This is a genomic window from Phenylobacterium sp., from assembly GCF_044236515.1.
GTDB lineage: Bacteria > Pseudomonadota > Alphaproteobacteria > Caulobacterales > Caulobacteraceae > Phenylobacterium.
The window spans coordinates 12641-36594 of sequence record NZ_JBIIGK010000009.1; the positions used below are offsets into that span (position 1 = coordinate 12641).

24 protein-coding genes and 1 pseudogene are annotated in these 23954 nt (G+C 69.9%); 7 read left to right on the forward strand and 18 right to left on the reverse strand.

Annotated features, from left to right (window positions below; genetic code table 11):
* Window positions 1–55: 55 nt before the first annotated feature.
* The 3 genes from ACILRF_RS01980 to ACILRF_RS01990 all read left to right on the forward strand — a co-directional run bounded on the left by ACILRF_RS01980 (window position 56) and on the right by ACILRF_RS01990 (window position 3828).
* Complete coding sequence (locus tag ACILRF_RS01980; RefSeq protein WP_395670588.1) at window positions 56–349, forward strand: hypothetical protein; 294 nt, start codon at window positions 56–58, stop codon at window positions 347–349.
* Window positions 350–566: 217 nt separating this feature from the next.
* The gene (locus ACILRF_RS01985; protein ID WP_395670589.1) at window positions 567–2744 is read left to right on the forward strand and encodes a TonB-dependent receptor; all 2178 of its coding nucleotides are present in this window, start codon (window positions 567–569) and stop codon (window positions 2742–2744) included.
* Between the two features lie 22 nt (window positions 2745–2766).
* Complete coding sequence (locus ACILRF_RS01990) at window positions 2767–3828, forward strand: tyrosine-protein phosphatase (protein ID WP_395670590.1); 1062 nt, start codon at window positions 2767–2769, stop codon at window positions 3826–3828.
* A gap of 49 nt (window positions 3829–3877) precedes the next feature.
* Here the strand turns inward: ACILRF_RS01990 and ACILRF_RS01995 are convergent, their stop codons facing one another.
* The 10 genes from ACILRF_RS01995 to ACILRF_RS02040 form a co-directional block, all read right to left on the reverse strand.
* Window positions 3878–4939: an ABC transporter ATP-binding protein gene (locus ACILRF_RS01995; protein ID WP_395670591.1), complete on the reverse strand. Its 1062-nt coding sequence runs from the start codon at window positions 4937–4939 to the stop codon at window positions 3878–3880.
* A complete protein-coding gene (locus ACILRF_RS02000; RefSeq protein WP_395670592.1) occupies window positions 4939–5724 on the reverse strand; it encodes an ABC transporter permease in 786 nt (261 codons plus the stop codon). Before ACILRF_RS02000 ends, ACILRF_RS01995 begins: the two co-directional genes overlap by 1 nt.
* On the reverse strand, window positions 5721–6560 hold the full coding sequence (locus ACILRF_RS02005; protein WP_395670593.1) for an ABC transporter permease: 840 nt from the start codon (window positions 6558–6560) through the stop codon (window positions 5721–5723). Before ACILRF_RS02005 ends, ACILRF_RS02000 begins: the two co-directional genes overlap by 4 nt.
* Window positions 6560–7648, reverse strand: a complete 1089-nt coding sequence (locus ACILRF_RS02010; protein ID WP_395670594.1) for an extracellular solute-binding protein — start codon at window positions 7646–7648, stop codon at window positions 6560–6562. Before ACILRF_RS02010 ends, ACILRF_RS02005 begins: the two co-directional genes overlap by 1 nt.
* Window positions 7649–7667: 19 nt before the next feature.
* Window positions 7668–8645: a membrane dipeptidase gene (locus ACILRF_RS02015; RefSeq protein ID WP_395670595.1), complete on the reverse strand. Its 978-nt coding sequence runs from the start codon at window positions 8643–8645 to the stop codon at window positions 7668–7670.
* A gap of 4 nt (window positions 8646–8649) precedes the next feature.
* A complete protein-coding gene (locus ACILRF_RS02020) occupies window positions 8650–9342 on the reverse strand; it encodes a hypothetical protein (RefSeq protein ID WP_395670596.1) in 693 nt (230 codons plus the stop codon).
* A complete protein-coding gene (locus ACILRF_RS02025; RefSeq protein WP_395670597.1) occupies window positions 9339–11030 on the reverse strand; it encodes a hypothetical protein in 1692 nt (563 codons plus the stop codon). The genes ACILRF_RS02020 and ACILRF_RS02025 overlap by 4 nt, the downstream gene beginning before the upstream one ends.
* Window positions 11031–11068: 38 nt before the next feature.
* On the reverse strand, window positions 11069–11875 hold the full coding sequence (locus ACILRF_RS02030) for an IclR family transcriptional regulator (protein WP_395670598.1): 807 nt from the start codon (window positions 11873–11875) through the stop codon (window positions 11069–11071).
* A 59-nt stretch (window positions 11876–11934) separates the two neighbouring features.
* Window positions 11935–13926: a PQQ-binding-like beta-propeller repeat protein gene (locus tag ACILRF_RS02035; protein ID WP_395670599.1), complete on the reverse strand. Its 1992-nt coding sequence runs from the start codon at window positions 13924–13926 to the stop codon at window positions 11935–11937.
* A 70-nt stretch (window positions 13927–13996) separates the two neighbouring features.
* On the reverse strand, window positions 13997–15046 hold the full coding sequence (locus ACILRF_RS02040) for a DUF2125 domain-containing protein (protein WP_395670600.1): 1050 nt from the start codon (window positions 15044–15046) through the stop codon (window positions 13997–13999).
* A 25-nt stretch (window positions 15047–15071) separates the two neighbouring features.
* Here ACILRF_RS02040 and ACILRF_RS02045 point away from each other — a divergent pair, with 25 nt between their 5' ends.
* Window positions 15072–15620, forward strand: a complete 549-nt coding sequence (locus ACILRF_RS02045; RefSeq protein WP_395670601.1) for a gamma-glutamylcyclotransferase — start codon at window positions 15072–15074, stop codon at window positions 15618–15620.
* Here the strand turns inward: ACILRF_RS02045 and ACILRF_RS02050 are convergent.
* From ACILRF_RS02050 to ACILRF_RS02065, 4 genes are read right to left on the reverse strand one after another with little or no spacing between them, the layout of a single operon-like run.
* A complete protein-coding gene (locus ACILRF_RS02050; protein WP_395670602.1) occupies window positions 15617–16321 on the reverse strand; it encodes a lysophospholipid acyltransferase family protein in 705 nt (234 codons plus the stop codon). The two genes, ACILRF_RS02045 and ACILRF_RS02050, sit on opposite strands and share 4 nt — an antisense overlap.
* Window positions 16318–16938: a YdcF family protein gene (locus ACILRF_RS02055; RefSeq protein ID WP_395670603.1), complete on the reverse strand. Its 621-nt coding sequence runs from the start codon at window positions 16936–16938 to the stop codon at window positions 16318–16320. The genes ACILRF_RS02050 and ACILRF_RS02055 overlap by 4 nt, the downstream gene beginning before the upstream one ends.
* Window positions 16935–17825: a cell division protein FtsX gene (locus tag ACILRF_RS02060; RefSeq protein ID WP_395670604.1), complete on the reverse strand. Its 891-nt coding sequence runs from the start codon at window positions 17823–17825 to the stop codon at window positions 16935–16937. Before ACILRF_RS02060 ends, ACILRF_RS02055 begins: the two co-directional genes overlap by 4 nt.
* On the reverse strand, window positions 17822–18478 hold the full coding sequence (locus tag ACILRF_RS02065) for a cell division ATP-binding protein FtsE (RefSeq protein ID WP_395670610.1): 657 nt from the start codon (window positions 18476–18478) through the stop codon (window positions 17822–17824). The genes ACILRF_RS02060 and ACILRF_RS02065 overlap by 4 nt, the downstream gene beginning before the upstream one ends.
* Before the next feature lie 97 nt (window positions 18479–18575).
* Between ACILRF_RS02065 and ACILRF_RS02070 the strand changes: the two genes are divergently transcribed.
* Together ACILRF_RS02070 and ACILRF_RS02075 are read left to right on the forward strand one after the other, a co-directional pair.
* Window positions 18576–19457, forward strand: coding sequence for a DUF3426 domain-containing protein (locus tag ACILRF_RS02070; RefSeq protein ID WP_395670605.1), 882 nt, complete (start codon window positions 18576–18578; stop codon window positions 19455–19457).
* On the forward strand, window positions 19450–19977 hold the full coding sequence (locus ACILRF_RS02075) for a phosphoribosyltransferase (protein ID WP_395670606.1): 528 nt from the start codon (window positions 19450–19452) through the stop codon (window positions 19975–19977). The genes ACILRF_RS02070 and ACILRF_RS02075 overlap by 8 nt, the downstream gene beginning before the upstream one ends.
* Here ACILRF_RS02075 and lysA read toward each other — a convergent pair.
* Genes lysA through argH form a run of 3 tightly spaced genes read right to left on the reverse strand, consistent with a single transcriptional unit; the run spans window position 19974 to window position 22920 of the window.
* A complete protein-coding gene (gene lysA, locus ACILRF_RS02080; RefSeq protein WP_395670607.1) occupies window positions 19974–21248 on the reverse strand; it encodes a diaminopimelate decarboxylase in 1275 nt (424 codons plus the stop codon). The two genes, ACILRF_RS02075 and lysA, sit on opposite strands and share 4 nt — an antisense overlap.
* Window positions 21245–21556: a hypothetical protein gene (locus ACILRF_RS02085; protein ID WP_395670608.1), complete on the reverse strand. Its 312-nt coding sequence runs from the start codon at window positions 21554–21556 to the stop codon at window positions 21245–21247. The genes lysA and ACILRF_RS02085 overlap by 4 nt, the downstream gene beginning before the upstream one ends.
* Window positions 21553–22920, reverse strand: coding sequence for an argininosuccinate lyase (argH, locus tag ACILRF_RS02090; RefSeq protein WP_395670611.1), 1368 nt, complete (start codon window positions 22918–22920; stop codon window positions 21553–21555). Before argH ends, ACILRF_RS02085 begins: the two co-directional genes overlap by 4 nt.
* 75 nt (window positions 22921–22995) lie before the next feature.
* On the opposite strand from argH, the gene ACILRF_RS02095 reads away from it, so the two are divergent.
* On the forward strand, window positions 22996–23613 hold the full coding sequence (locus tag ACILRF_RS02095; protein WP_395670609.1) for a TlpA family protein disulfide reductase: 618 nt from the start codon (window positions 22996–22998) through the stop codon (window positions 23611–23613).
* A 42-nt stretch (window positions 23614–23655) separates the two neighbouring features.
* On the opposite strand, the pseudogene ACILRF_RS02100 reads toward ACILRF_RS02095, so the two are convergent.
* A pseudogene (locus ACILRF_RS02100) lies at window positions 23656–23954 on the reverse strand (hypothetical protein); the annotation flags it as partial.

Sequence of the window (23954 nt, forward strand, 5' to 3'; positions counted from 1 at the left end):
GTAAGCAGGCCGGAACCTAGTTTTCAGCGCCGGCTTCTCGCGGTCGGAGTGCACGATGAGCGACCGAAAGCCACGAAACCTCAACAGCGGCCAGCCGACCGCCGAAAGCGCCGCGGGCGAGGGCGCCGGGGCACGGCGCGCGGACGGCGACCCGGACAGCCACTACGAGCCCGATGCCGATCAGATCGTCAGGGTCGTCCACCAAGTCCCGCTCGCCAGCGTGCCGATGCAAGGTCCGACCAACTTCGACGAACGGGCCGCCGATCGCACTCCGGGCGTCACCGACGTCGCGGCCATTCCGACGGAGACTTCGGTGTGGGAGGCGCGCCCGGCAGACGCTGCGGATTGAGATCAGATCGCCGATCGCCGATCGTCTTTTCGGCAAACGGTCATGTAACAGTCGTCGGGCCGTCGCGACCCGCCCCTAACTCCCCTGCCATCAAGCAGGTGGGGTTTGTTTCGTGCGAAAAGCGCTTCTGTCGGCCACGTCGTGCGCCGCGATTTTGGGTATGGCGGGACTCGGGGCGGGACCCGCTCAGGCGGCGGAGGCCTTTGAGGATTCGGCCTTGGCCCTAGGGGAGGTGGTGGTCACGGCTCAGAAGCGCGAGACCGATCTCCAAAAGACTCCGATCGCGATTTCGGTGATGGGCGGCGAGGAGCTGAAGGCCCGGCGAGTCCAGAGCCTGACCGATCTGATGGATGGCTCCCTGCCATCCCTCCGGGTCGCGCCGTTCTTCTCCCGCACCTCCGCCCTGGCGGTCGGCATTCGCGGAATCGTGCCCTTCGACGCCAACCAGCCGAGCCGTGACGCCGGGGTCGGCGTTTACATCGTCGGTGTATACCTAGGTCGCTCGCAAGGTCTGGGCGCGGCCCTGTTCGACATCGAGCGGATCGAGGTGCTGAAGGGGCCGCAGGGCAGCCTGTTCGGCCGCAACTCGACCGGTGGGGCCGTCTCCATCGTCAGTCGCGCGCCGTCGGGTGAATTCGGCCTGCGACAGAGCGCGGGGGTCGGCAACTACGGCGCCCATCGCGCCGAAAGCCACCTCGACCTGCCGTCCTGGAATAACGTCGCCGTCAAGCTGGACGCCGTGATCACCAAGCGTGACGGCACGGTCGAAAACACGCTGGAAGGGGAAGAGGACTTCAACCAGTACGACCGCAAGGGCTTCCACGCCGGCGTCCAGTGGACCCCGAACGACACCTTCACCGCGCGCTACGACTTCGACATCTCGAAGGACAAGACGACGCCGTTCTATGTGCAGCTCGTCGAGCGCAGCGCGACAGCCCCGGCGAGCGCCTTCGCGCCCCTGGTCCAGGTCCAGTCCGACCGGGCCAAGGCGGTCGATATCGGCCTGCCGCAGCAGGAAAGCGTCGGCGACATCTGGGGCCATATGCTGCACCTGTCGTGGGCGCCGAATGACATCTACGAGCTGCGTTCGATCACGGCCTATCGCAGCGTCGAGCAGGATCAGTGGGACAACGGCATCGGCGCCCACTCCAGCGCCTTCCGCCCGAACGCGACCTTCGCCCGCTACAGCCTGGCCTCGCTCCGCCAGGAACAGTTCAGCCAGGAGGTCCAGATCCTCGGGACCTTCGAACGGTTCAACTTCGTCGGGGGCGTCTTCTATTATCACGAGAAGGGCGACGACGACGCCTGGACGCCCAACACCATGCAGTGGAACGCCACGGGCACGGCGGCCACGCGCCTGCCGAGCCTGGCGTCCGGAGCGGCCACGCCGTTCCCCGATCGGGCCAGCACGGCCATGACCGACAGCCTTGCCGCCTTCGGTCAGGCCACCTGGACGCCGCCTGTCCTGGACGACCGCCTGCATCTGACCGCCGGCGCCCGCTACACCCACGACAAGAAGGAAGGCCACCTGACGAAGGTCAACGGCGCGACGCCGGTGCTCGGCGGCGTGGTCGGCGAGATCGAGTTCAAGGATAGCTGGAACCGTCTCGATCCGATGGTCACGGTGGCGTTCGATCCCACCGACGAGCTGCACCTGTATGCTCGATGGGGGACCGCCTATCGCGCCGGTGGGGCCAATGGGCGTTCCGTCTCGTATCGCACCTTCGATCCGGAAACGGTGTCCACCGTCGAGGCCGGCCTGAAGGCGCAGTTCCTCCGCAACCGGGCCCGCATCAACCTGGCGGCCTATTCGACCCGCTACAAGGATATCCAGATCGACTTCAACGCCGCCAACCTCGGCGGCAGCAACCGCGGCACCATCGAGACGGTGAACGCCGCGGGGGTCGGCAAGATCAAGGGGTTCGAGGCCGACGCCTCGCTGGCCATCGCCGACGGTCTGACCGCCAGTCTCGCCTACGCCTACACCAAGGGCGACCTGCCGCCCGCCGACAACCCGTTCGACGCCACGCCGGCGCTGGTCGCGTCCTACATCGTCTTCACGCCGAAGAACGCCTTCACCGCCGCGCTGGACTATGTGCGGCCAATGGCCCACGCAACCTTCCGCGCGCACATCGACGGCAACATCGCCGACGGCTATCGCGCCACATCGGGCGTCGCCGACTTCTCGGACAACAGCAAGCTGGTGAATGCGCGGATCTCGCTCGGCGAGATCCCGCTCAGCGACGCAGGCGAGCTGGAGATCGCGGTCTGGTCGCGCAACCTGCTCAACGAGGCTCATCTGTTCTACCGGGGCGGCATGAGCCCGACCTTCGGTCGGATGGGCATGTTCAACGAGCCACGCACCTACGGCGTCGACGCCACCGTCCGCTTCTAAGCCTCAGAGTCGGGATTCCAACATGCGCATGCTTTTCGCCTCGCTTGCTGCTCTGGCCCTTGCAACACCGGTCGTGGCCGGAACGGTCGACGGTGCTGTCGTCGAGCGTGTTTCGCCCGACAAGCTCGTGGTGCGCTGGTCTGCGACCGATCCGGTTGATGTTCTTGTGGCCGACAAGCCGGACATCCCGGCCTCCGCCGCACGTGTCGTTTCCAAGGCCGATAACGATGGCTCGCACGAGCTGGTCACGGCCGCTACGTCGCGGCCCTATATCATCTTGCGCGACACCCGCGGCGGCCGAACAGTGCGGGTCGCCGAGCGCGTGGTGACGCTGCAACAGGGCTCGAACTTCCGCGACCTGGGAGGCTACCCTGCGGCCGGCGGCAAGCATGTGCGCTGGGGCCTGATTTATCGGTCCGGCGCGACGCCGCTGCTCACGGATGCGGACCTCTCCGAAGTCCGTCTGCTGGGCCTCGGCAACATGGTCGACCTGCGCTCCAGCGAAGAGCGGGTCCTGGCTCCGACCCGAATCGAGGGTGTGCCCTACTCGGCCATTGGCTACTCGATGGCCGACATGATGACCCTCGACGTCCAGAAGCTGATGGCCGGTGGGCAGATGGAGCCCCTCTATCGGCAGCTCCCCACGTTCCTGGCTCCGCATCTGCGTCTGGTTTTCGCCCGACTGCTGAGTAACGAGGGGCCGTTAGTCTACAACTGCTCGGCGGGGCAGGACCGGACCGGTTTTGTTTCAGCCATGATCCTCTCGGCCCTCGGGGCGCCGCGAGAAGCGATCATCGCGGACTTCCATATGTCTACTGAGTTGCGGCGTCCTGAGTTCGAAATGCCGAAGATCGACCTGGCTCGGTATCCCAACAACCCCGTGGCCCAGATGTTTGCACGCGGCCAGGACGATCGTGCGCTCTACAAACCTCGTCCGCTGAAGTCGGCCAACGGCGCGGCCTACCTCGATAGCGCCCTGGCGGCGATCAATGAGCGTTGGGGCTCGGTGGACGGGTATTTCGAGACTGAGATCGGCCTCAGCAAAGCCGACATCGCTCAGCTTCGCACGATCTATCTGGAATAGTCGGTCGCCAGCCCTCAGGCGAGCCTCTCAACCTGGGCGTGGCTGTCGATCAGGCGGGGTCGCGGACCACGTGAGCGTCCGCGTCGTTCCAGCTCAGGCCGCGCTGGTCGCCAGGCCGGAGGCCGGCGCCGTCGCGGCTCGGGACGCGGACGCGCAGGGGCGTGTCGCCGACCTTGCCGATGACGAGGACGCTGTCGCCGTAGTTGACCGTCGCCTCGACGCGGAACGGCGGGCGGTCCGCAGTCGGCGCGTCGGTCAGTCGGATCATCTCGGGGCGCAGGACGATATGGCCCCTCTCGCCCGCGGCGGCCGGTGCGCCGGCGAGCTGCACGAGGCCAAGGCCTTGCGCCTGCCAGGTCTCGCCGGCGCCAGCCGTCGCCGCGAGTATGTTGCTGTCGCCCACGAAGTCGGCGACGAAGCGGGTCTTGGGCGTGAAATAGACCTCCGCCGGCGTGCCGATCTGCTCGATGCGGCCGGCGTTGAACACCGCGATCCGGTCGGACATGGTCATCGCCTCGGATTGGTCGTGCGTGACATAGATCATGGTCACGCCGAGGTCGCGGTGGATGCGTTTCAGCTCGACCTGCATCTGTTCGCGCAGGTTCTTGTCGAGGGCGCCGAGCGGCTCGTCCAATAGGATAAGGTCCGGCTCGAAGACCAGTGCGCGAGCCAGGGCGACGCGCTGCTGCTGGCCGCCCGACATTTGGGCTGGATAGCGGTCGGCGAAACCGCCGAGCGAGACCATGTCGAGGGCGCGGGCGACGCGGGTCGTTCGTTCGGCCGCGGTGACACCGCGCATCTTCAGCCCGAAGCCGACGTTGTCGGCCACCGTCATGTGCGGGAACAGGGCGTAGTTCTGGAAGACCATGCCGATGTTGCGCCGGTGCGGCGGCACGCGGTCGATCTGGCGCTCGCCCAGCACGATCTGGCCGGAGGTCGGCTTCTGGAAGCCGGCGATCATCATCAGGGTGGTGGTCTTGCCCGAGCCCGACGGGCCGAGGAGAGAGACGAACTCGCCGGCCGGGATGTCGAGATCCACGTCGGCGGCGGCCATCTGACGACCGTCATAGGACTTGCAGACCTGGCGCAGGGACAGCGGGCGGGCGGGCATCAGGCACTCCGTCCCGCCACGCGGCGGGTCAGGCGCACGGCCGTGACGACGGCGAGGCCGGTCAGGACCATGAGGAAGAGGATGGAGGAGGCGGCCGAGATGGTCGGGTCGGCCTCGATCTTGAAGCTGGTGAACATCTGGCGAGGCAAGGTCGCCCGGTCGCGGCCGGAGATGAACAGCGAGATCACCGTCTCGTCGAAGGAATGGACGAAGGCGAACAGGCCCGCGATCAGGAATGAGGGCCGCAGGACCGGCCAGGTGATCAGCCGGAAGGTCCGCAGCGGCGAGGCGCCAAGGCTCATGGCCGCCTGCTCGATGGAGCGGTCGAAGCCCTTCAGGGCGGCGGTTAGGATCAGCAGGGCGATCGGCAGTGACAGGCAGGTATGGGCCAGGACGACGCCGAGATAGGTCTGCACGATCCGAAGTTGGCCGAAGTAGGCGTAGTAGCCGAGGGCCATGACGATGGTCGGGACGATCATCGGCAGCATGATCAGGAAGTTGAACGCCGCCTTGCCGGGAAACCTGCGGCGGACCAGGGCGAAGGCGGCCGGCGTTCCTATGGCGAGGGTCAGCAAGGTCGTCGCGATGCCGACCAGGAAGCTGTTGACCAGCGGGCCGGTCCAGTTCGGGTCGGCGAAGAAGCTGCGGTAGTTGTCGAGGGTCAAGCCCGGCGGCGGGAAGGTCAGGGCCGCGTCGGTGCTGAACGACATCGGCACGACGACCAGCAGCGGCGCGGCCAGGAACAGCGCGGTGAGCGCCGACAGCAGGAACAGCGTCCGTCTCATCGGTCTGCCCACAGCCGGTGCAGGCCGAAGAAATGGTTGTAGACCGCGAAGGTCGCCGCGGTGGCCGACAACAGGGTGAGGGCCAGGGCCGCGGCGTAGCCGAAATTGGCCATCTGTTCGATCTGGTCGCCGATCATGCCGGCGATCATCGGCTCGCGCGGGGAGCCGAGGATCACCGGCATGGCGTAGAAGCCGAGGCAGGTGATGAAGACGAGGGTCGCGCCGTTGATGATCCCCGGCGCGCTGAGCGGCAGGTAGATCGAGAAGAAGGCTCTGGTCGGCGTCGCGCCGAGGCTCTCGCCGGCGCTGACCAGACGCCTGTCGATGCGGGTCATCACCGAATAGAGCGACATGACCATGAACGGCAGCAGCGCGTGGACCATGCCGACCGTGGCGCTGACGTTGGTGAAGAGCAGCTGCGGCCGGCCGAAGCCCAGGGCCTCGACCACGCCGGCGAGCGGGCCGTGTGCGCCCAGGACCACCATCCAGGCATAGGTGCGCACAAGGAAGCTGGTCCAGAACGACAGGGCGACGATGGTCAGCAGGGTCGCGCCATAACCCGCCGGGCCGTTCGCCGCGGCGTAGGCCACCGGATAGCCGAGCAACAGGGCGCCGAGCGTCACCACCAGGGCAGTTCTGAAGGTGTGGCCCAGGACTTCGTAGAAATGTCTCGAGCTCAGCACCTGGGCGAAGTTGCCGAAGCCGGCCTGGGGCTCGGTGACGCTGAGGATCAGCACGTGGGTCAGCGGCGCGAGGTAGAACAGCGCCAGGAAGACGGCGGCCGGGGCGACCATCATCCAGGTCTTCGGCCGGATCGGGATGCGCTTGCCGGCCATCAGACGGCCACCCATTCGTCGAAGCGGCGGGTCATGGCGTCCACGTCGCCGAGCCGGCCGGCGTCCATCATCACGCCTTGGGCGAGGTTCTGAGGCCACGTCGGCATCACGCGGGCGATGTCGCGGTCGATGTGATCGAACGCCTGGGGATTGAGCGGCCCGACGAAGTCGCTCTTGCAGAATTCAGCCAGGCCTTCCGGCCGGCTGCCGATGAACCGCAGGAGCTTCCAGGCGGCTTCGGCGCGCGGCGTGTCCTTGGCGACCACCCAGCAGCCCTTGTCGATCAGCGCCTGGTTCCACTGGACGGCGAGGCCGCCGGCCATCTGCAGCGAGGCCTTTTGGGCGTAGTTGCTCCAGATGCCGATCATGCTCACCTCGCGGGCGGTGAGGATCTGCAGGGACTGGGGCCCGGCTGCCCACCAGACGCGGATCGCCGGCTTGATGCGGTCGAGCGAGGCGAAGGCGCGGTCGAGGTCGTAGGGCATCAACTGGTCGGGCGGCACGCCGTCGGCCAGCAGGGCGACACCGAGCACGCGAGCAGCATAGCGCTGCAGGCAGCGGGGACCGGGGAACCGCTGCAAGTCCCAGAAGTCGGCCCAGCTCTGCGGCCCGCCGCCGGGAAAACGGTCCTTTGGGTAGCTGATGAGGGTGGCGTAGGCGTGAGTCTGCAGGCTGTTGTGCTGGACGGCGCCCGGCCAAAGCCCGTCATCGCCGAGGTGGCTGGCGGTCGGCTCGACCAGGCCGAAGGCGTTGGCGCGGGCCAGTTCGGCCAGGCCCAGGGTGGTGACGTCGAACTCGTAGATGCCGGTGCGGAGCTGCGCCGACAGCTTGGCGAAGGAGACCGGGGAGACGGTGCGGATCCGGATGCCGGTCTCGGCGGTGAACGGGTCGAAATAGGCGCGGCGGGCCGCCGCCTCCCAGATGCCGCCCCAGGTGTTCACATAGAGGACGTCGCGCTCGACCGGCTTTGGTCGGAACGCGGCCCAGCCGAGGGCGCCGATCGCCGCGGCGCCGGCCAGGCCGCCCAGGATGGCGGTCCGGCGCGAGATGCCGTCCTCCTCGTCGTCGTCGTAGTCCCAGTCGTCCACGGCGCGGCGTTCCGGAAGCTCACCGCCCGGCGGCGGCGAAGACCTGACGATAGAGGCGCAGCCAGTTGCCGCCCACCAGCTTGTCGGCCTCGTCGGCCGAGAAGCCGACGTCGATCAGGCCGCCTTGGACGGTGGAAAGCTTGTCGACTGTCTTGATCCATTCGGGCTTGGGCGTCGGGCCGGGATTGGCGGCGGAGCCGGCGCCGTACTGGACGGTGCGGGTCCAGCGACCCTTGCGCATCCAGTCGTAGTCAGCCGGGCCATGGTTGTGGCTGTAGTCGGTGCCGATGCCGACGTGATCGACCCCAGCCAGGTCGACGGTGCGCGCGACCATCTCGCACCAGCCGCGCAGGGACTCGTTGGCGGTCTGCGGCGCGATGTTGCGATATGCGGCGCAGCCGATCACGCCGCCCTTTTCCTTCAGGGCGGCGAGCACCGGGTCGGTCTTGTTGCGCTTGTGCGGGAACACGCTGGCTGCGTTGGCGTGGGTGATGGCGATCGGCTGTTCGGACCAGTTGATCGCGTCGAGCGTCGTGCGGTCGCCGACGTGCGAGCAATCGACCACCATGCCGACCCGGTTCATCTCGCGGATGACCTCACGGCCAAAGCGGGCGAGGCCGCTGTCCTCGGTCTCGTAGCAACTCCCTCCGAGGTCATTCTGGTTGTTGTAGGTTAGCTGGACGACCCGCACGCCGAGGTCGGCGAACAGCTCCACAAAGGCGATCCGGCCTTCGAACAGGGCGGCGTTCTGATAGCCCAGCAGGATCGCGACCTTGCCGCGGCTCGGCGCGCTCTCGATGTCCTCGGCGGTGCGGGCGATGAAGAACAGGTCGCCGTGCTCGCGCTCCATGTCACGCCAGTGGCCGATGGACTCCATCGACTCGACCGTCCCCTCCCAGAACCCGAGGGTCGAGGTGACGCAGTGAACGCCGCCGCGCACCAGGGTCTCGAAAACCTCGCGGTTGAAATGACCGCACTGCAGGCCGTCGATCAGCATCGCATCACCCTCCGTTCGGAAGCTTGAGCCCGGCGGCGAGCAGGGCAGGCTCGGCCAGGAGATTGAAGTCGGTTTCGTCCTCGTCGGCCCGGCCGATCACCCGGCCCTCGGCGTCGACCATGATCGGACCGGCGTGGCGGCGGGATTCGAAGGAGTCGGGGGCGAGCGCGTCGTTGGCGCGCAGGAACAGCGACCACCAGACCTCGCGCTCGACCGAAATGCCCTCGCGGCGGATTTGGTCGAGGGATGTCGGAACGCGGCCGCCGACGACGCTCAACCGGGGCCCTTCGACGTGGACCTCGAGCCGGTGGGCTTCGCCAAGGTAGGGGATCACCGCCAGCTCGTCCGAGGCGACGATGTTGCTGGCCTCGACGGTGGCGGGGCGGCCGCGGCGGAAAAGGTCAACGGCGAGGTCGGTGAGGGCCTCGGCGACGAGCCAGGCGTGGGCCCCGCCGCAATCGACCTCCAGACGGTCCGCGTGCTCCCGCAGAATTGGCGGGCGGCCGACGGTGGCGCGCAGGCTCTCGATGGTCGGCCGGACGTGGTCGAAACCGCGACGGTGGAAGGCTGAGAACAGGGCGCAGTCGCGCACCGCCGGCGTCAGCCCGGGATCGAGCCGCTCGATTAGCACCAGCCGCTCCAGCACCATCCGGCATTCGCGCAGGCTGGCCTGCAACGTCGAGGTCGTCGGGCTCACAGGCGCGGCTCCGCGGGATAGAACCAGTGGTCGTCCGCGGCGCCGGAGGCGAGGTCGGCCGGCGTCGGCGCCCCATGGAACATCACGCCTCGCAGGTTGCGGTCGAGGAAGTCGCGGGTCTTGTCGATGCCGTGGAGGCCGATGTTGAGCAGCCTGGTCAGGTGGGCCGGCACATAGTCGGGACTCATGATGTCGGCGTGGGGCGAGTGGAACGCCGTGCCGGCCAAAGCCTGGACGCGGGTGACGACCGCCCGATGCTGCGGATGGGCCAGCAGGAACCGCGCGACGCTGGCGGCGGGGTCGGCGCCCGCCAGGTCGCGGTCGAGGGCGACGATGAGGCGGGGCAGATCGAGGCCAAGATTGACCACATCGTCGCCGACCTCGCGACGCAGGCCGCGCCTCGGCTCCTCGGCGTTGACCGACTTGTACCAGATGAACCGGTCGGCCGGATCGGCGTCCAGGTCGAGTCGGAAGGCCCAGGCGTAGTCGCCGCGGACGAGCTCGCGCAGGCGTCGAAGGCTCATTTCCGGGCGGCCGACGAGTTCCTCGTCGATGACGAGGCTATCGACCAGGCGGTCAGCGACGTCGGGCACGAGCTCGATCAGCAGGGCGTGCAGGGTCTCCAGCGTCTCCGGGTGGACTCGGCCTTCGACGGCGGCGCAGAGGTCGACCAGCGGTCTGGCGGCGAGCGGCTCGCCGGCCTGGGTGCGCGCCAGCAGACGGTGCGCGAGGTCGCGGATGGTCGCCATTTCGTCGGCGACCACGGCGCTCGGCAGGACGTTCTCGTAGACGGCGCGGTCCTCGCGGCGGAAGGCGATCGCCTTGTCGAGCAGTCGGACCAGCAGGGCGAGCTGATTGGCGTCCGGCGCCAGCGCCTTGGCGTGGGCGAGGGTCTCTTCGCGAATCCACAGCCAGCGCTCGATTAGTCGCGGGTGATTGTTGACGAACAGGTTGAGGCCGAGCGCCGAGCCGTTGCCGACGCCGAGGAACCGGGCCAGCGCCGGGTTCATCTCCACATGTCGTCCGGCGTCGAGCCGGGCGAGATGGTGGACGAGGTCCATGGCGAAGACCCGCATCATGTAGGCGCACAGCATCTGAGCGGCGAGCGACCAGCGCAGCGGGTGGTCCGGCTCCAGGGTCAGGAAGGTGCGGGTGCCGAAGGTGCCGTTCCCGTCGAGGCCGGTGTTGCGCATCAGGTAGCAGGTCTGGGCGATTTCCTGGACGTCGGGCTGGCGGCCCTCAGCCAGGGCCTTGCGGGCGGCGTCGAAGAACCGGCCGCTGCGGTTGGACCGGCACCAGATCAGGGTGCCCGGGGTGGCGCGGCCTTCGTAGAGCTTGGGCAGCTCACGGCCGGTCTGTTCGACATCCTCGCGGCTCATCTCGCCGTCCACCAGGGCGCCCATCATGTCCCAGGACCGGCCGATGATGCGGCCGGTGCGGCCGTGCGGCGAGGGACGGAAGGAGAAGACCGGGAAGCTGAAGCGGCGGCCGTCGATGTCGATCCGGTATTCGGCGACGCCGTTCGCATCGCCATCGATGTCGAAGCGGACGCAAGCGATGTTCCATCGTTGGCGGATGGCCCGGCTCATCAACGCCCGCGAGGCGCTGATCCGCGACGGCTGCATGGCGGCGAGGGTGCGCGGCGCCATGAGGTCGGCGGGCGCACGCATCAGGCTTACGGTCTCCATGGCTCCTAATGGAGAGGCGTCCGCGATCTTCGCGGCGATCATCGTTGAGGTCCCCGCAGTTGGGCGCTGATCCGGCTGGCGATGTCGCGCACGGCGGCGGCGCAGCGATCAGCGTCGAACCGGACATAGGGCCCGGACGAGGTGAGAGCGCAGAGACAGGCGCCGGCCGGATCGAAGATCGGCGCCGCGACGGCCGAAACGCTGGGCGGGTCCTGGGCGTCGGAGGCGGCGACGCCGTCCTGGCGCACCTGGCGCAGAAGGTCGCCGGGGGGCAGCCGCACGCCGGCCGCGGCGAGCTTGGCGAGCGTGCTCTCCGGCGCATAGGCGAGAAGGATCCGCCCGGAGGCGGTGCGGTCGAGGGCCAGGCGAGTCCCGACCCGGAGGTCGGCGCGCAGCAGCTCGCGCGTCTCGACGCGGCGGACGATCACCGCCTCCGCACCGTCGAGGATGGCGATCGAGGCGGTCTCACCGGTGACGGCGACCAGTTCGTCGAGCGCCGAGCCGAGCCGCGTGCCGAGGCTCGCCTGCTCCATGGCCATGACGCCGTGGGCGATAGTCCGCAGGGTCAGACGGTAGAGGCCGTCCTCGCCCTGTTCGACCCAGCCGGCCTCGACCAGGGTGACCAGCCGCTTGTGGACCGCGCCGCGGGCCTCGTCCGCCGCCCGGGCGATGTCGGCCAGCCGCATAGGCGCCGGCGAGCTCGCTATGACGTCGAGCACGCGGAAGGTCTTCAAGGCAGAGCTAAGCGGCTGGACGCTCAAGCCAAACTCCCATTTGTCTTCAAATAGAAGACATTGTATCGAAATAGTAGACGCGAGCGCGGGCGTGTCAATCCCGCCCGTCAACGCGCGTGGAAGGCGGAGAGATGAGGAAGCGCGGCGACTCGGGCCGCCGCCTGCGCGGGCTAGTTGATGGCCATGGCGATCCAGGCCGGACCGGTCGTCGCGTTCCCGGTTGGGACGACGATCATCTGCTTGCCGCCGGCCATGTAGGTGATCGGCCCGCCGGTGGTGCCCGCCGGGATCGGGATCTCGGCGACGATCGCGCCGCTCTGCTTGTCGTAGGCGCGGAACTTCACCGGCCCGCCGACCCCGGCGCCGCCCATCACCGCGTTCGAGGCCTCGCCCAGGAACAACAGCGACTTCGTCACCAGCGCCACCGGCCGACCGATGGTGCCGAGGTAGGGCAGGTTGAGTTCCTTCAGGCCCGGCAGGTTGCGAGGACCCTCGCCGTTGGCGATGGTCCACAGCTTCTCGCCCTTGTTCATGTCGAAGGCGGTCACCCGGCCGTAGGGCCCCTTGAGCAGCGGCAGGCCGTTCGGACCCGGCCCATAGTTGGCGGGGCCGGAGGCCGGCGCGCCGCCGCCGCCACCGGCTGGGCGGGTGGGGGAGCCGTACGGCATGGTTCCCGGTTCATCGAGCTTCTGGACAGTGAAGGCGCCCGGCATCGTCATGGACACCGCGTAGTAACGGCCGGTCTCAGGGTCGAAGGCCCCGGTATTCCAATTGCCGGCGCCCCAGCCGCCAGGGGCGGTCAGCACCCCGCGCTTGCCGGGAACCGCCAGAGTCGGCGGCGACCAGAGCGGGCCCATGCCGGTGTAGTTCTCGGCGACGAACTTGCGGGCCGCGGCCTTGAGCTCCGGCGAATAGTCGATGAGGTCGTCGTCGGTGACGCCCTGGACGTCGAAGGGCGGCGGCCGGGACGGGACCGGCTGGGTCGGCGAGGTCTTCTCGCCTGGCACGGTCGACTGCGGAACAGGCCGCTCATGGATCGGCCAGATCGGCTTGCCGGTGACGCGGTCGAAGGCGAACAGGAAGCCGACCTTGTTCGGCTGGATCACCGCCTTGATCGTCCGGCCGCCCACCTTGAGGTCGGCGACGGTGGGCGGCGAGCCGATGTCGTAGTCCCACAGGTCGTGATGGGTCAGCTGGTGATGCCAGAGCAGCTTTCCGGTCCGGGTGTCGATCGCCAGGATGCTGTCGGAGTAGAGGTTGTCGCCCGGCCGGTGGCCGCCGTAGTGCGAGTTGGTCGGGGCGCTGAGCGGCACGTAGACGATGCCGAGCTGCTCGTCGGCGGCGAGCGGCGCCCAGGCGGCCATGTTGCCGGTGATGTCGCGGGCCTGACCCCAACTTTCGTAGCCGGGCTCGCCCTTCTGCGGCATCACGAAGGTGGTCCACAGCAGCTTGCCGGTCCGGACGTCGTAGCCGCGGATGTGCTCGGGGGTGGACTCGACCGTGTTGCCCCCGTCCGCGTAGCCGCCGCCCGCCTTGCCCCCGCCCGCCCCGCCGATGACGATTACGTCGCCGACGACCAGCGGGCCGTTGAAGCCGAAGAACTTGGCCTGGTCCGGCGTGTCGCGGTTCAGGGAGGCGCGGCCGCCCTGGCCGAAGCTGGTGATCAGGCTGCCGTCCTTCGGATCGAGCGCGTAGAGCCATTCGCCGCGGACGGCGATGATCCGCTCCTCGCCGCCGCTCTTCCAATAGTCGACGGTGCGGATGCTCTGGCCGGCCGCCTCGGCGAGGGTGTTGGCGAACGGCTTCTGGACCCACCTCGTGGCGCCGGTGGCGGCGTCGAAGGCCTCGACCAGGCCGACCGCGTTCGGCGCGTAGAGGGTCCCGTCGACGATGATGGGGGTGCCGCGCAGGTAGGGCGACGGCGAGACATCCGGGAAGGCTTCCTTGAGGGAGGCGTCGAGGCCGGGCCGGGTCCAGACGGTCTGCAACCGGCCGACGTTGCCCTTGTTGATCTGCGACAGCGGCGAGTAGCGGTCGAACCGCTTGCTGCCGCCGAAGTACGGCCAGTCGCTCCTGGCGCTCTCGGCAAGGGACGGGGCAGCCGCGACCGTCGCCGCGGCCAGCGCCGCCCCTGCCCACAGGCTCCGAAGCTTCGCGTTCATCAAGGCCTCCCGGGCTCGTTTTTCTGCGATCGCACCCTGGCAGAGAACCTAATCCGCCGACAAGTCGGTGTTATCCGGGCTGCCGACCGTAGATCCGCGGGGCGGGCCCGACTGCGACGGGCCCGAGCGTCGTCTGGCCGGCCTGGAAGTTCAGCGTGGCCCGAGCGGCCTCGCCCGCACCTTGGCGGGCGGCGGCGACGGCGGCTGCGGCCTCGGCGGCTTCGGGGCGGATGACGCCGCTTTGGCCCATCGCGCCGAGCGCCATCGGCGCTTGGCGAAGGGTGACGTCGAGGACGCCGCGAAGCCGGCCGTCGGCGCCGACGCTCAGCGTGCCGCTGTTGGAGCCCAGCACCGCCTCGCCGGCGGTCACCCCGGCCTGGCGAACGGTCATCGCCCCGCCGGCGTCGGTCCAGGCCCGCACCGCCGTGGCCCAGTCGGCACCCTTGAAGGCGCTCATCTTCGACAGCGTGGAATTCCAGACGATCGAGACCGGCTTGTCGCCGGCGATCTGGCCGAACAGGCCGGTCAGACGGGCGCGCCCCTCGTCGACGCGGACGAAGACGCCGCCCTCGTCGTCCGGACCCGGGCGCAGGTGGAACTCGACGAGCTTGGCCGCCGTCAGGGCGAAGGGCTGGGCGCCGGCAGCCGGCTGGAACGTCAGGTTCGACCCCTGGAAGGAGAAGCTCGGCGGCCGTTTGTCGAGGTCCTTGAGGCTGGCGCGGATTACCTCTCCCTTTAGCGCCACCGGGCCGCCGATCGGCCGCACGAAGGTCAGGCCCTGGGGCGTGGCCAGCATCCAGTGGCCGGGGGCGTGCATCTGCGCCTGGGCCTCCAGGAGCGGGGCGTCGAGCCCCCAGCCCGAGGGCTCGCGGACCCTGGCCTCGGTGAGGGCGACGTTGAGGCGGAAGGGATAGCCGCCGATGCGCTGCGCCTTCCAGCTGACGTCGTAGCCGGCCTGCTTGAGCGAGGCGACGGAGGCGTCGAGCTGTCGCTCCGCCTCGCCCCGGGCCCAGACCCAAAGACCGCTCCAGGCCAGCGCCAGGACAAAGGCCGCAGCGAAGGGCAGCCAGAGGCCAAGGCGACGGTATTTGCGGGGCGGGGGCTGATCGTGCACAGACATGGCGAGAGGTTTAGCGCGGGGCGGCATGTCGGAGCATCAGCTTTCGGGCGAGCACTGGGTTTTCGGTTACGGCTCGCTGATGTGGCGCCCGGGGTTCGAGTTCGAGGAGCGGGTCCCGGCGACCCTGCACGGCCGCCGGCGCGCTTTCTGCATCTATTCGGTCCACCATCGCGGCACCTATGAACGGCCGGGCCTGGTCCTCGGCCTGGCGCCCGGCGGCGCGGCGCGCGGCATGGCCTATCGGGTGTCCGACCAGCTATGGCCCGACGTCTACGCCTATCTGGTCGAGCGCGAGCAGCCGACCGAGACCTATATCGAGGCGCGGCGGCACGTTCGCCTGGCCGACGGCCGGCGGGTCGAGACGCTGGTCTTCCTGTCCGACGTGCTGCACGCCCAATGGGCCGGCGCGTTGAGCCTGGAGCGTCAGGCCGAGTTGATCGCCGGGGCCCGGGGCTTGTCCGGTCCGAACATCGACTACTTGCGCGATCTGGTCGCGCACCTGCGCGAGGAAGGCATCCGCGACCACGGCATGGAGACCCTGCTGCGGCTCGTCGAGCAGCGCGAGGCGGCCTAGAGGGCCAGCAGGCGGGCCGACGCCGCCTCGATGCGGTCCTCCAGCAGGCGCATGAATTCGGCGCGTTTGAGGCCGGGCGGGATCGGCTCGAGGTACTCGAAGACGATCGTGCCGGGTCGGCGCAGGACGCCGTGGGCCGGCCAGTGGACGCCGGAGTTGGTCGCCACCGGAATGACCGGCACGTCGAGCTCGCGATAGAGGGCGGCGATCCCCGGCTTGTAGTCGCCCGGAACGCCGGGCTCGCCGCGGGTGCCCTCCGGGAAGATCACCACCTGCCGGCCCTTGGCGAACTGCACCTTGGCGCGGCGGACCATGTCCTTGAGCGCCTTGGAGTGACCGGCGCGGTCGACGGCGATGCAGCCGGCCTTCGCGGCGTACCAGCCGAACCAGGGGATCAGGCCCAGCTCGCGCTTCATCACGAAGATCGAGGCCGGCAACCAGGTGAACTGGGCGAAGACGTCGAGCATGCACTGGTGCTTCGGCGCCACCAGAGCGGCGCCGCTCGGGATGTGTTCGCGGCCGCGCACCTCGACCCGGATGTCGCAGATCCGCAGCAGGCCGACCACGCCGCGACCCCAGAAGTTGAACATCGCGAAGGTCCAGCGCGTAGGCCCGAACAGCACCGGCGTCGCGCCAAGGGCGACGAGGATCGTCCAGGCGTAGAACAGGCTTACGTAAAGCAGCGAACGGACGAGGATCATGCGGCGGCGCTGTCGGCAGGCTCGCGCGGCCCGAGGCCGAGGACAGCTTCGCGGCCGAGGATCGCCAGGTATTTGCAGTACTCCAGCACGATCAGCCTGGCGGCCGCCGGGCTGCGCCACCATTCGCGGGCCTGCAGCGCGGAGGTCGGGACGGGATAGGCTTGCAGCCGAACGTCGGGCTCGCGCAGCACGGCGCGCAGCTCCAGCATGGCGCGGGGGATATGATAGTCGGCGGTGACGATGATCAGGTCGTCGTAGCGCATGGCCTTGGCCCAGTCGGCGGTCTCGCGCGCGTTGCCCACGGTGTCGGCGGCGGTGAAGCCGAGATCGACGCAGCAGTCGTAGAGCCGGCGGACCGTGCGCGAGACGGTACGGATTTCCTCGCGGCTGACCACCCGGTTGACGCCGGACACCAGGACCCGCTGACCGAGTCCGTCCTCTAGCAGTCCGACCGCAGCGCCGATCCGCTCGTTGGAGTTGGGGCCGGTCAGGGCGACGATGCCGTCGGCGCGCTTGGGGATCCGAGCCGGGGTCGAGTCGCGGACGCGTTCGGCGAAAGCCAGGAGCCCAGCGGCCCAGATCAGGACCAGCGTCAGGAACAGGATCACGGACTTCATGTCAGGTCCCGGATCAGGCGACCGGCGGTGACCCGTGCCGCCAGGGCGGCGACGCCGGCGGCCAGCAGGGGGCAGGGCGCGACCGCGACCAGGTCGGTCCAGGCCAGGGGCAGGGCCGGCGTCAGGCCCTCGCCGCCGCCGATCAGCCGCGCCGCGGCGCCGACGGAGGCGGCGGCGGCCGCGCCGATCAGGCCGGAGACGCCGGCGACACGGGCGAAGCGGAGCTGGAAGAGGCGGGCGATGAAGCCAGCTTCCGCGCCGGACAGGTGCAACACCTCGACCACATCGCGCCGGGCGGCGAGGCCGGCGCGAGTCGCGAAGGCGACGACCGCGCCGGCCGCCGCGGCGATCAACAGGAAGACAGCCAGGCCTGCCCAGCGTACGACGCCGGCGGCCCGGCGGATGTCCTCGATCCAGACGCTGTGGTCGTCGACGACGGCGTCCACCCCCTGCGAGCGCAGGACGCGGTCGAGGGTCGGGCCGTCAGCCGGCCTGCGCCGGTCGAGCGTGACGGCGACCAGCCGCGGCACCGGCAGGTCTTCGAGGTCGGCGATTTCGCCCAGCCAGGGGCGGATCAGGTCGTAGGCCTTCTCCCGCTCAAGGGCGCGGGCCTCGGTGACGCCGGGCACGCCGGCCAGGGCCTCGGCGGCGCGGGCCGCGGCGGCGTCCGGGGTCTCGCCGCCGCGGGCGCGAACGATGACCGTGGCCTCGCCGGCGAGCTGGCCGCTCCAGTCGCGGGTCGCCCGGTCGGCGGCGAGGACGCCGAGGCCGGTGATACAGGCGAGGAAACACAGGACGGCGACGACGAAGATCAGCGCCCCGTCGCGCGCCTCGCTCTCCGGCAGGAACGGCGCCGGCCGCCAGCGTGCGGGATCGGCGGCACTCATGCGGGCGCTGGCCCCTGCGGCCCCTTCGCCGTCAGGCGTCCGCCCTCGAGATGCAGCACCGGCCGGCCGGAGCGGGCGACGAGGTCCTGGTCGTGAGTGGCGATCACCACGGTCGTGCCGAGGCGGTTCATCTCGACGAACAGCCGGAAGATGCGCAGCGCCATGTCGTGGTCGACGTTGGCGGTCGGCTCGTCGGCCAGCAGGATCTCCGGGCGGCCGACCACGGCCCGGGCGATGGCCAGGCGCTGTTTCTCGCCGCCTGCGAGCGTCGCCGGCAGGTCGTTCATCCGTTTGCCGAGGCCGACCCAGGCGAGCAGTTCGGCGACGTCCTTGCGGTAATCGGCCGGCCGGGCGCCGGCGATGCGCAGCGGGATGGCGGTGTTGTCGAACGCCGACAGGTGCTCGAGCAGCAGCAGGTCCTGGAAGACGACGCCGATCCGTCGACGCAGGTGCGGTCGGGCGCTCGCCGGTTGCCGGGTCACGTCCTGGCCGAACAGGCGGATCGCGCCGCTCGACGGCTGGGCGGCCAGGTAGATCAGCTTGAGAAGCGAGCTTTTGCCGGCGCCGGACGGACCTGTGACGAAATGGAAGCTGCCCGGCGGCAGGGCGAAGCTCAGATCGCTCAGCACCTCGGGTCCACGGCCGTAGCGCATGGAGACCCGGTCGAAGCGGACGATTTCACCCGAGGCGTCGGGGCCAAGAGCGTGCGGAGCGGCGTCGGGCGCCGCGGCGGCGTTAGGGTTTCTGGACATGGAGGCCGAAATCGGCGACCTCGAAGGAGGGTTGCTGGAGCGTCGCGATTCACCGGCCATGATACTGACCTGTCCAGAGTGCGCCACCAGCTATTTCGTGGACGATGCGCGCATCCCGCCCGGCGGGCGCACGGTCAAGTGCACCAACTGCGGCGCGCGTTGGCACACCGCCGACCAGCCGTCGCCAGCCCCCTCCGAGGATTCGGAGCTGTTCGATGACGTGCCGGAAGCGGCGCCGACGATCCCGCCGGAACCCGAACCCTCCGCGACGCCGGAACCGGAGCCGGCGCCGGTCGACGACCTGATCGTCACGGGCCCGACGACACGCGCGGCGCTGCGCCGACCGGCGCCGGCGGCGAAGAAGACGCCGGGCTCGCCGAAGGCTGCGTTCGCTGCGGTCGCCGCGATCGTCGCCCTGGTGGTCCTGGCCGGCGCGGCGGTCCTGCTGCGCGACCAGGTGACCGCGGCTGTACCCGAGGCGGGCGCGGCCTATGCCGCCGTCGGCCTGCCGGCCGACACGCTCGGCCTCGTCATCGAGGACGTGAAGGCCGAACCCGCGTTCCAGGGCGGACGGCCGGTCATCACCCTGACCGGACTGGTGCGCAACCTGCGCGCCGCGGGGACAGACTCGCCGTCGATCCGCATCGAGATGCTGGGCGCCAAGGGCGCGCCACTGGCTGCCCGCGTCGTCCGGCCGCTGGAGCCGCATGTGCCCGGCAAGGCCGGCCGGCACTTCGCCCTGACCATTCCCGATCCGCCGAAGGGCGTGCGCGAACTGGCCCTGACCTTCGAGGCCCCAGCCGGCGCGAAGGCGCCGCCGGCCGTCCGCGCCAAGACCCCGCCGGCCGCCGAGCCGGCCCACGACGCGCCGCATGGCTGAGCCGGTCCGGGAGGTCCTGCTGACCGAGGCCGAGGTCGCCGAGCGGGTGGAAGCCATCGCCCGGGCCATGGCGCCGCGGCTGGAGGACGACACGGTGGCGGTGTGCCTGCTGACGGGCGGCCTCTGGTACTGCGCCGACCTGATGCGGGCTCTGGCGCGGGCCGGACGGCATGTGCGTTTCGACGCCCTGTGGCTCGCTTCCTACAAGGACGAACGGGTCTCGACCGGACGCTGCGAGGTGCGCGCCGACCTGCAGAGGCCGCTGGTCGGCCGCAAGGCGCTGATCGTCGACGACGTCTTCGACACCGGCCTGTCGCTGTCCGAGGCCGCACGCCTGGTCCACGACGCCGGCGCCAGCGAGGTGCTGACGACGGTGTTCGCGCGCAAGCCCTGGCCGCAGGCGCGGGCTCTGACGCCCGACTTCGTGGCCTGGGAAGCGCCGGCCCGGTTCCTGGTCGGCTACGGCATGGACGCGGCCGGCCAGTACCGCGGCCTGCCGTACATCGGGGCGATGGACTAGTCGCCCAGCCAGGGCGCCGCCAGCTCGCGCGCGAGCATTTCGTCGTAGCTCGGACGCGGCCGGACGACGGCGAACTCGTCGCCGCGCACCAGCACCTCAGGCACCAGCGGGCGGGAGTTGTACTCGCTGGCCATCGACGCGCCGTAGGCCCCGGCGGTCATGAAAGCGACGAGGTCGCCGGCCTCGACCGGCGCCAGGGCGCGGTCGCGGGTGAAGGTGTCGCCCGTCTCGCAGACCGGGCCGACCACGTCATAGGGCCCGGGGGCGCCGTCGCGCGGCGTGACCGGGCGGATGTCGTGATAGGCGTCGTACATCGCCGGCCGCAGCAGGTCGTTCATCGCCGCGTCGAGAACCAGGAACCGGCGGCCCTCCGGGCGCTCGTGGACGTGCAGGGCGCGGGCGACCAGCACGCCGGCGTTGGCGGCGATCATCCGGCCGGGCTCGAACGCCAGCTGGATGTCGAGGCCGGCGGTGACCTCGGCGATCATCGCGGCGTATTGCGCCGGCGCCGGCGGCTCGGGCTGGTTGAAATAGGGGACGCCGAGCCCGCCGCCGAGGTCGAGACGCTCGACGCTCAGGCCCTCGGCGCGGAGCTGTTCGACGAGGCCGCGCATCTTCAGGAAGGCGGCCCGCATCGGGGCGAGGTCGGTGATCTGGCTGCCGATATGGCAGGCGACGCCGACCGGACGCACCCCGGCCATGTTCGAGGCGTTGGCGTAGAGACGCGCAGCCTCCTGGAACGAGACGCCGAACTTGTTCTCGGCCTTGCCGGTGGCGATCTTGGCGTGGCCGCCCGCCTCGACATCCGGGTTGACCCGGAAGGCGACCTCGGCCCGGCGGCCGAGCCGCCGGCCGACCTGATCGATCAACAGCAGTTCAGGCTCGGACTCGACGTTGATCTCGGCGACCCCGGCCTCGAGGGCGAAGGCGATCTCGTCCTCCGTCTTGCCGACCCCGGAGAAGACGATGCGCTCGGCCGGAATGCCTGCGGCCAGCGCCCGCCGGATCTCGCCTTCGGACACTGTGTCGGCGCCGGCGCCCAGCCGGCCGAGCGTGCGCAGGACGGCGAGGTTGGGATTGGCCTTCACCGCAAAGGCGATCAGCGGATCCTTCAGGCCCACGCCGACGAGGGCCTCGCGCAGGACCGTGAAGTGTCGCTCCAGCGTCGCCGAGGAATAGACGTAGACAGGCGTCCCGACCGCGGCCGCGATCTGGGCCAGGCTGACGTCCTCGCAGTGGAGCTCGCCCCCCTGAAGCTCGAAGTGATTCATCGGCGCGGGTTGGCGTAGGGGTCGGGCAGCGCGCCTTGCGGGCCGGAGCGGCCGGGATCCTGGCCCTGGCCGGGGATCGGCACGGTGCGCGGCGGAGCCGGGTCCGTGGTCACGTCGCGCGGGTCGATGGTGTTCACGGGACGGGTCGGGTCCTGCGCCTGGCGTTGGGCCTCGTCGGCGCCGCGGGTGGTGGCGGTGGCCGTGCCGAACAGCGGGCCGGGGCGCTCCAGGGCGCCCATCTTGCCGCAACCGGCGAGCAGGGCGGCGGCGCCGGCGAGCGCCAGGAGCGCGGGGGTCATGCGGGTCATGCCAGGAGTTCCTTCCAACGCTGGATCTGCTCGCGCACCCGGTCGGGCGCGGTTCCGCCATAGCTCTTGCGGCTGGCCGCGGAAGCCTGCGGCGTCAGCACCTCGTAAACGCCCGTGGTGATCCGGGGGTCCAGGGCCTGAAGCTCGGCGAGCGGCAGGCCGGGCAGGTCGACGCCGAGCGCCTCGGCCCGCTTCACCGCCGCACCCGTCACGTGGTGGGCGTCGCGGAACGGCAGATTCAGCTCGCGCACGAGCCAGTCGGCGAGGTCGGTGGCGGTCGAGAAGCCGGCGCCGGCTGCGGCCGCCAGGGCCTCAGTGTTCGGCTCCAGGTCGGCGACCATCCCGGCCATGGCGCGCAGGGAGAGTTCCAGGGCGTCGAAGGCCTCGAACGTCGGGACCTTATCCTCCTGCATGTCCTTCGAGTAGGTCAGCGGCAGGCCCTTCATCACCACCGAAAGCTGGGTGAAGGCGCCGAGCAGCCGGCCGACCTTGGCCCGGACCAGTTCGGCGGCGTCGGGGTTCTTCTTCTGCGGCATGATCGACGAGCCGGTGGTGAAGGCGTCCGACAGCTTCACGAAGCCGAACTGCGGCGTCATCCAGATCACAATCTCTTCGGCCAGTCGCGACAGGTGGGTGGCGCAGATGCTGGCGGCCGCCAGGGCTTCGAGCGCGAAGTCGCGGTCGGCGACGCTGTCGAGGGAGTTGGCCGTCGGCCGGTCGAAGCCGAGCGCCTCGGCAGTCATGTGGCGATCGATCGGGAACGGCGAGCCGGCAAGGGCGGCGGCGCCGAGCGGGCTCTCGTTCATCCGCGCGCGGGCGTCGGCGAAGCGCGAGGCGTCGCGGCCGAACATCTCGACATAGGCCATCAGGTGATGGCCGAAGGTCACCGGCTGGGCCGGCTGCAGATGGGTGAAGCCGGGCATGATCGCGCCGGCGTGCGGCTCGGCCTTGGTGATCAGGGCGCGCTGCAGGGCGTGGATCTGGCCGACCGTGCGCTCGCAGGCCTCGCGGACCCACATGCGGAAGTCGAGGGCGACCTGGTCGTTGCGCGACCGGGCGGTGTGCAGCCGGCCGGCGGCCGGGCCGATCAGCTCGCGCAGACGGGCCTCCACGTTCATGTGGATGTCTTCGTACTCGTCGCGGAACGGGAAGGCGCCGGCCTCGATCTCCCCCTCGATGGCGGCCAGGCCCTGCTGAATCTGCGCCTCGTCCTCGCTTGAAATGACGCCGGCCTTGCGCAACATCGCCGCGTGCGCCCGCGACCCGGCCAGGTCCTGGGCGGCCAGGCGGCGGTCGAAGCCGATGGAGACGTTGATCGCCTGCATCAGCTCGGCGGGCTTGTCCGAGAACCGGCCGCCCCACATGGCCTGGCCGGATTGGGCCCGCTCCGCCGTGGTCGGGGCGGCGGGCTTGGAAGCGTCAGAGGAGTCTTGCGTCATATGAACGATCAGTCCGCGGCAAAACCCAGCGGGGGGATCCTGAAATGGGCCCTCTGGGGCGCCGCACTCTTCGGCGTCGCGGCGGTTCTCTACATCATTGCACAGTCGGGGTTCAAACCGCGCGAAGCGGAGACGCCGGCCCCGGCCGTGCGGACCGTGATGGAGAAGCTGGTCGTTCCCAAGACGCCGCTGCCGCCGCCGCCCAACGTGTTCGTCGACGCGCAGGGCAAGGAAGTCCGCCTGACCGACTTCAAGGGCAAGGTGGTCGTGATGAACGCCTGGGCGACCTGGTGCGCGCCGTGCAAGGTCGAGATGCCGACCCTGGCCAAGCTCCAGGCGGCCTACGCCGGCAAGCCGGTCGAGGTGGTGGCGATCAGCATCGACAGCGAATTGGCGGTCGAGGATGCACGCGAGTTCATCGCCGAGAACGCGCCGCTGAAGTTCTACCACGATCCGGCGATGAAGTTGCCGTTCGCCCTGAAGCCTGCGGCGGCAGGCATGCCGACCACCGTCATCTACGGCCCGGACGGCCTGGAGCGCGGCCGGGTCTCCGGCGAGGCGGACTGGTCGAGCCCGGCCGCGCGGGCGGTGATCGACGGCGTCCTGGCCGAAGGCTGAAACAGTTCGGGCGGCGATGGGTCTCATCGCCGCCCGCAAGGTTCAGTGCGCGAACTCGAGCTTTCGTCGGACCGGCTCGTCGGCCGCGATCTCGACGTCGCCGCCGCCCCGCTTGCGGCCTTTCAGCCACTCGGAGAGCACCTCGGCGACCGTGTGATCGAGGGTCGAGACACCGCGAAGGTTCAGGCGGACGAGGCCGGTCGGCGGGGCCGCCTCGAGCACCTTGGCGATCCGCGGCAGTTGCACGAAGGTGGCGGCGCCCTCCAGGCTGACCTCGCGCTCCTCGTCGCTGATCGCCCGGTCCTTGATCCGCAGGCGCAGCCGGCGGACGTGGGGCAGCA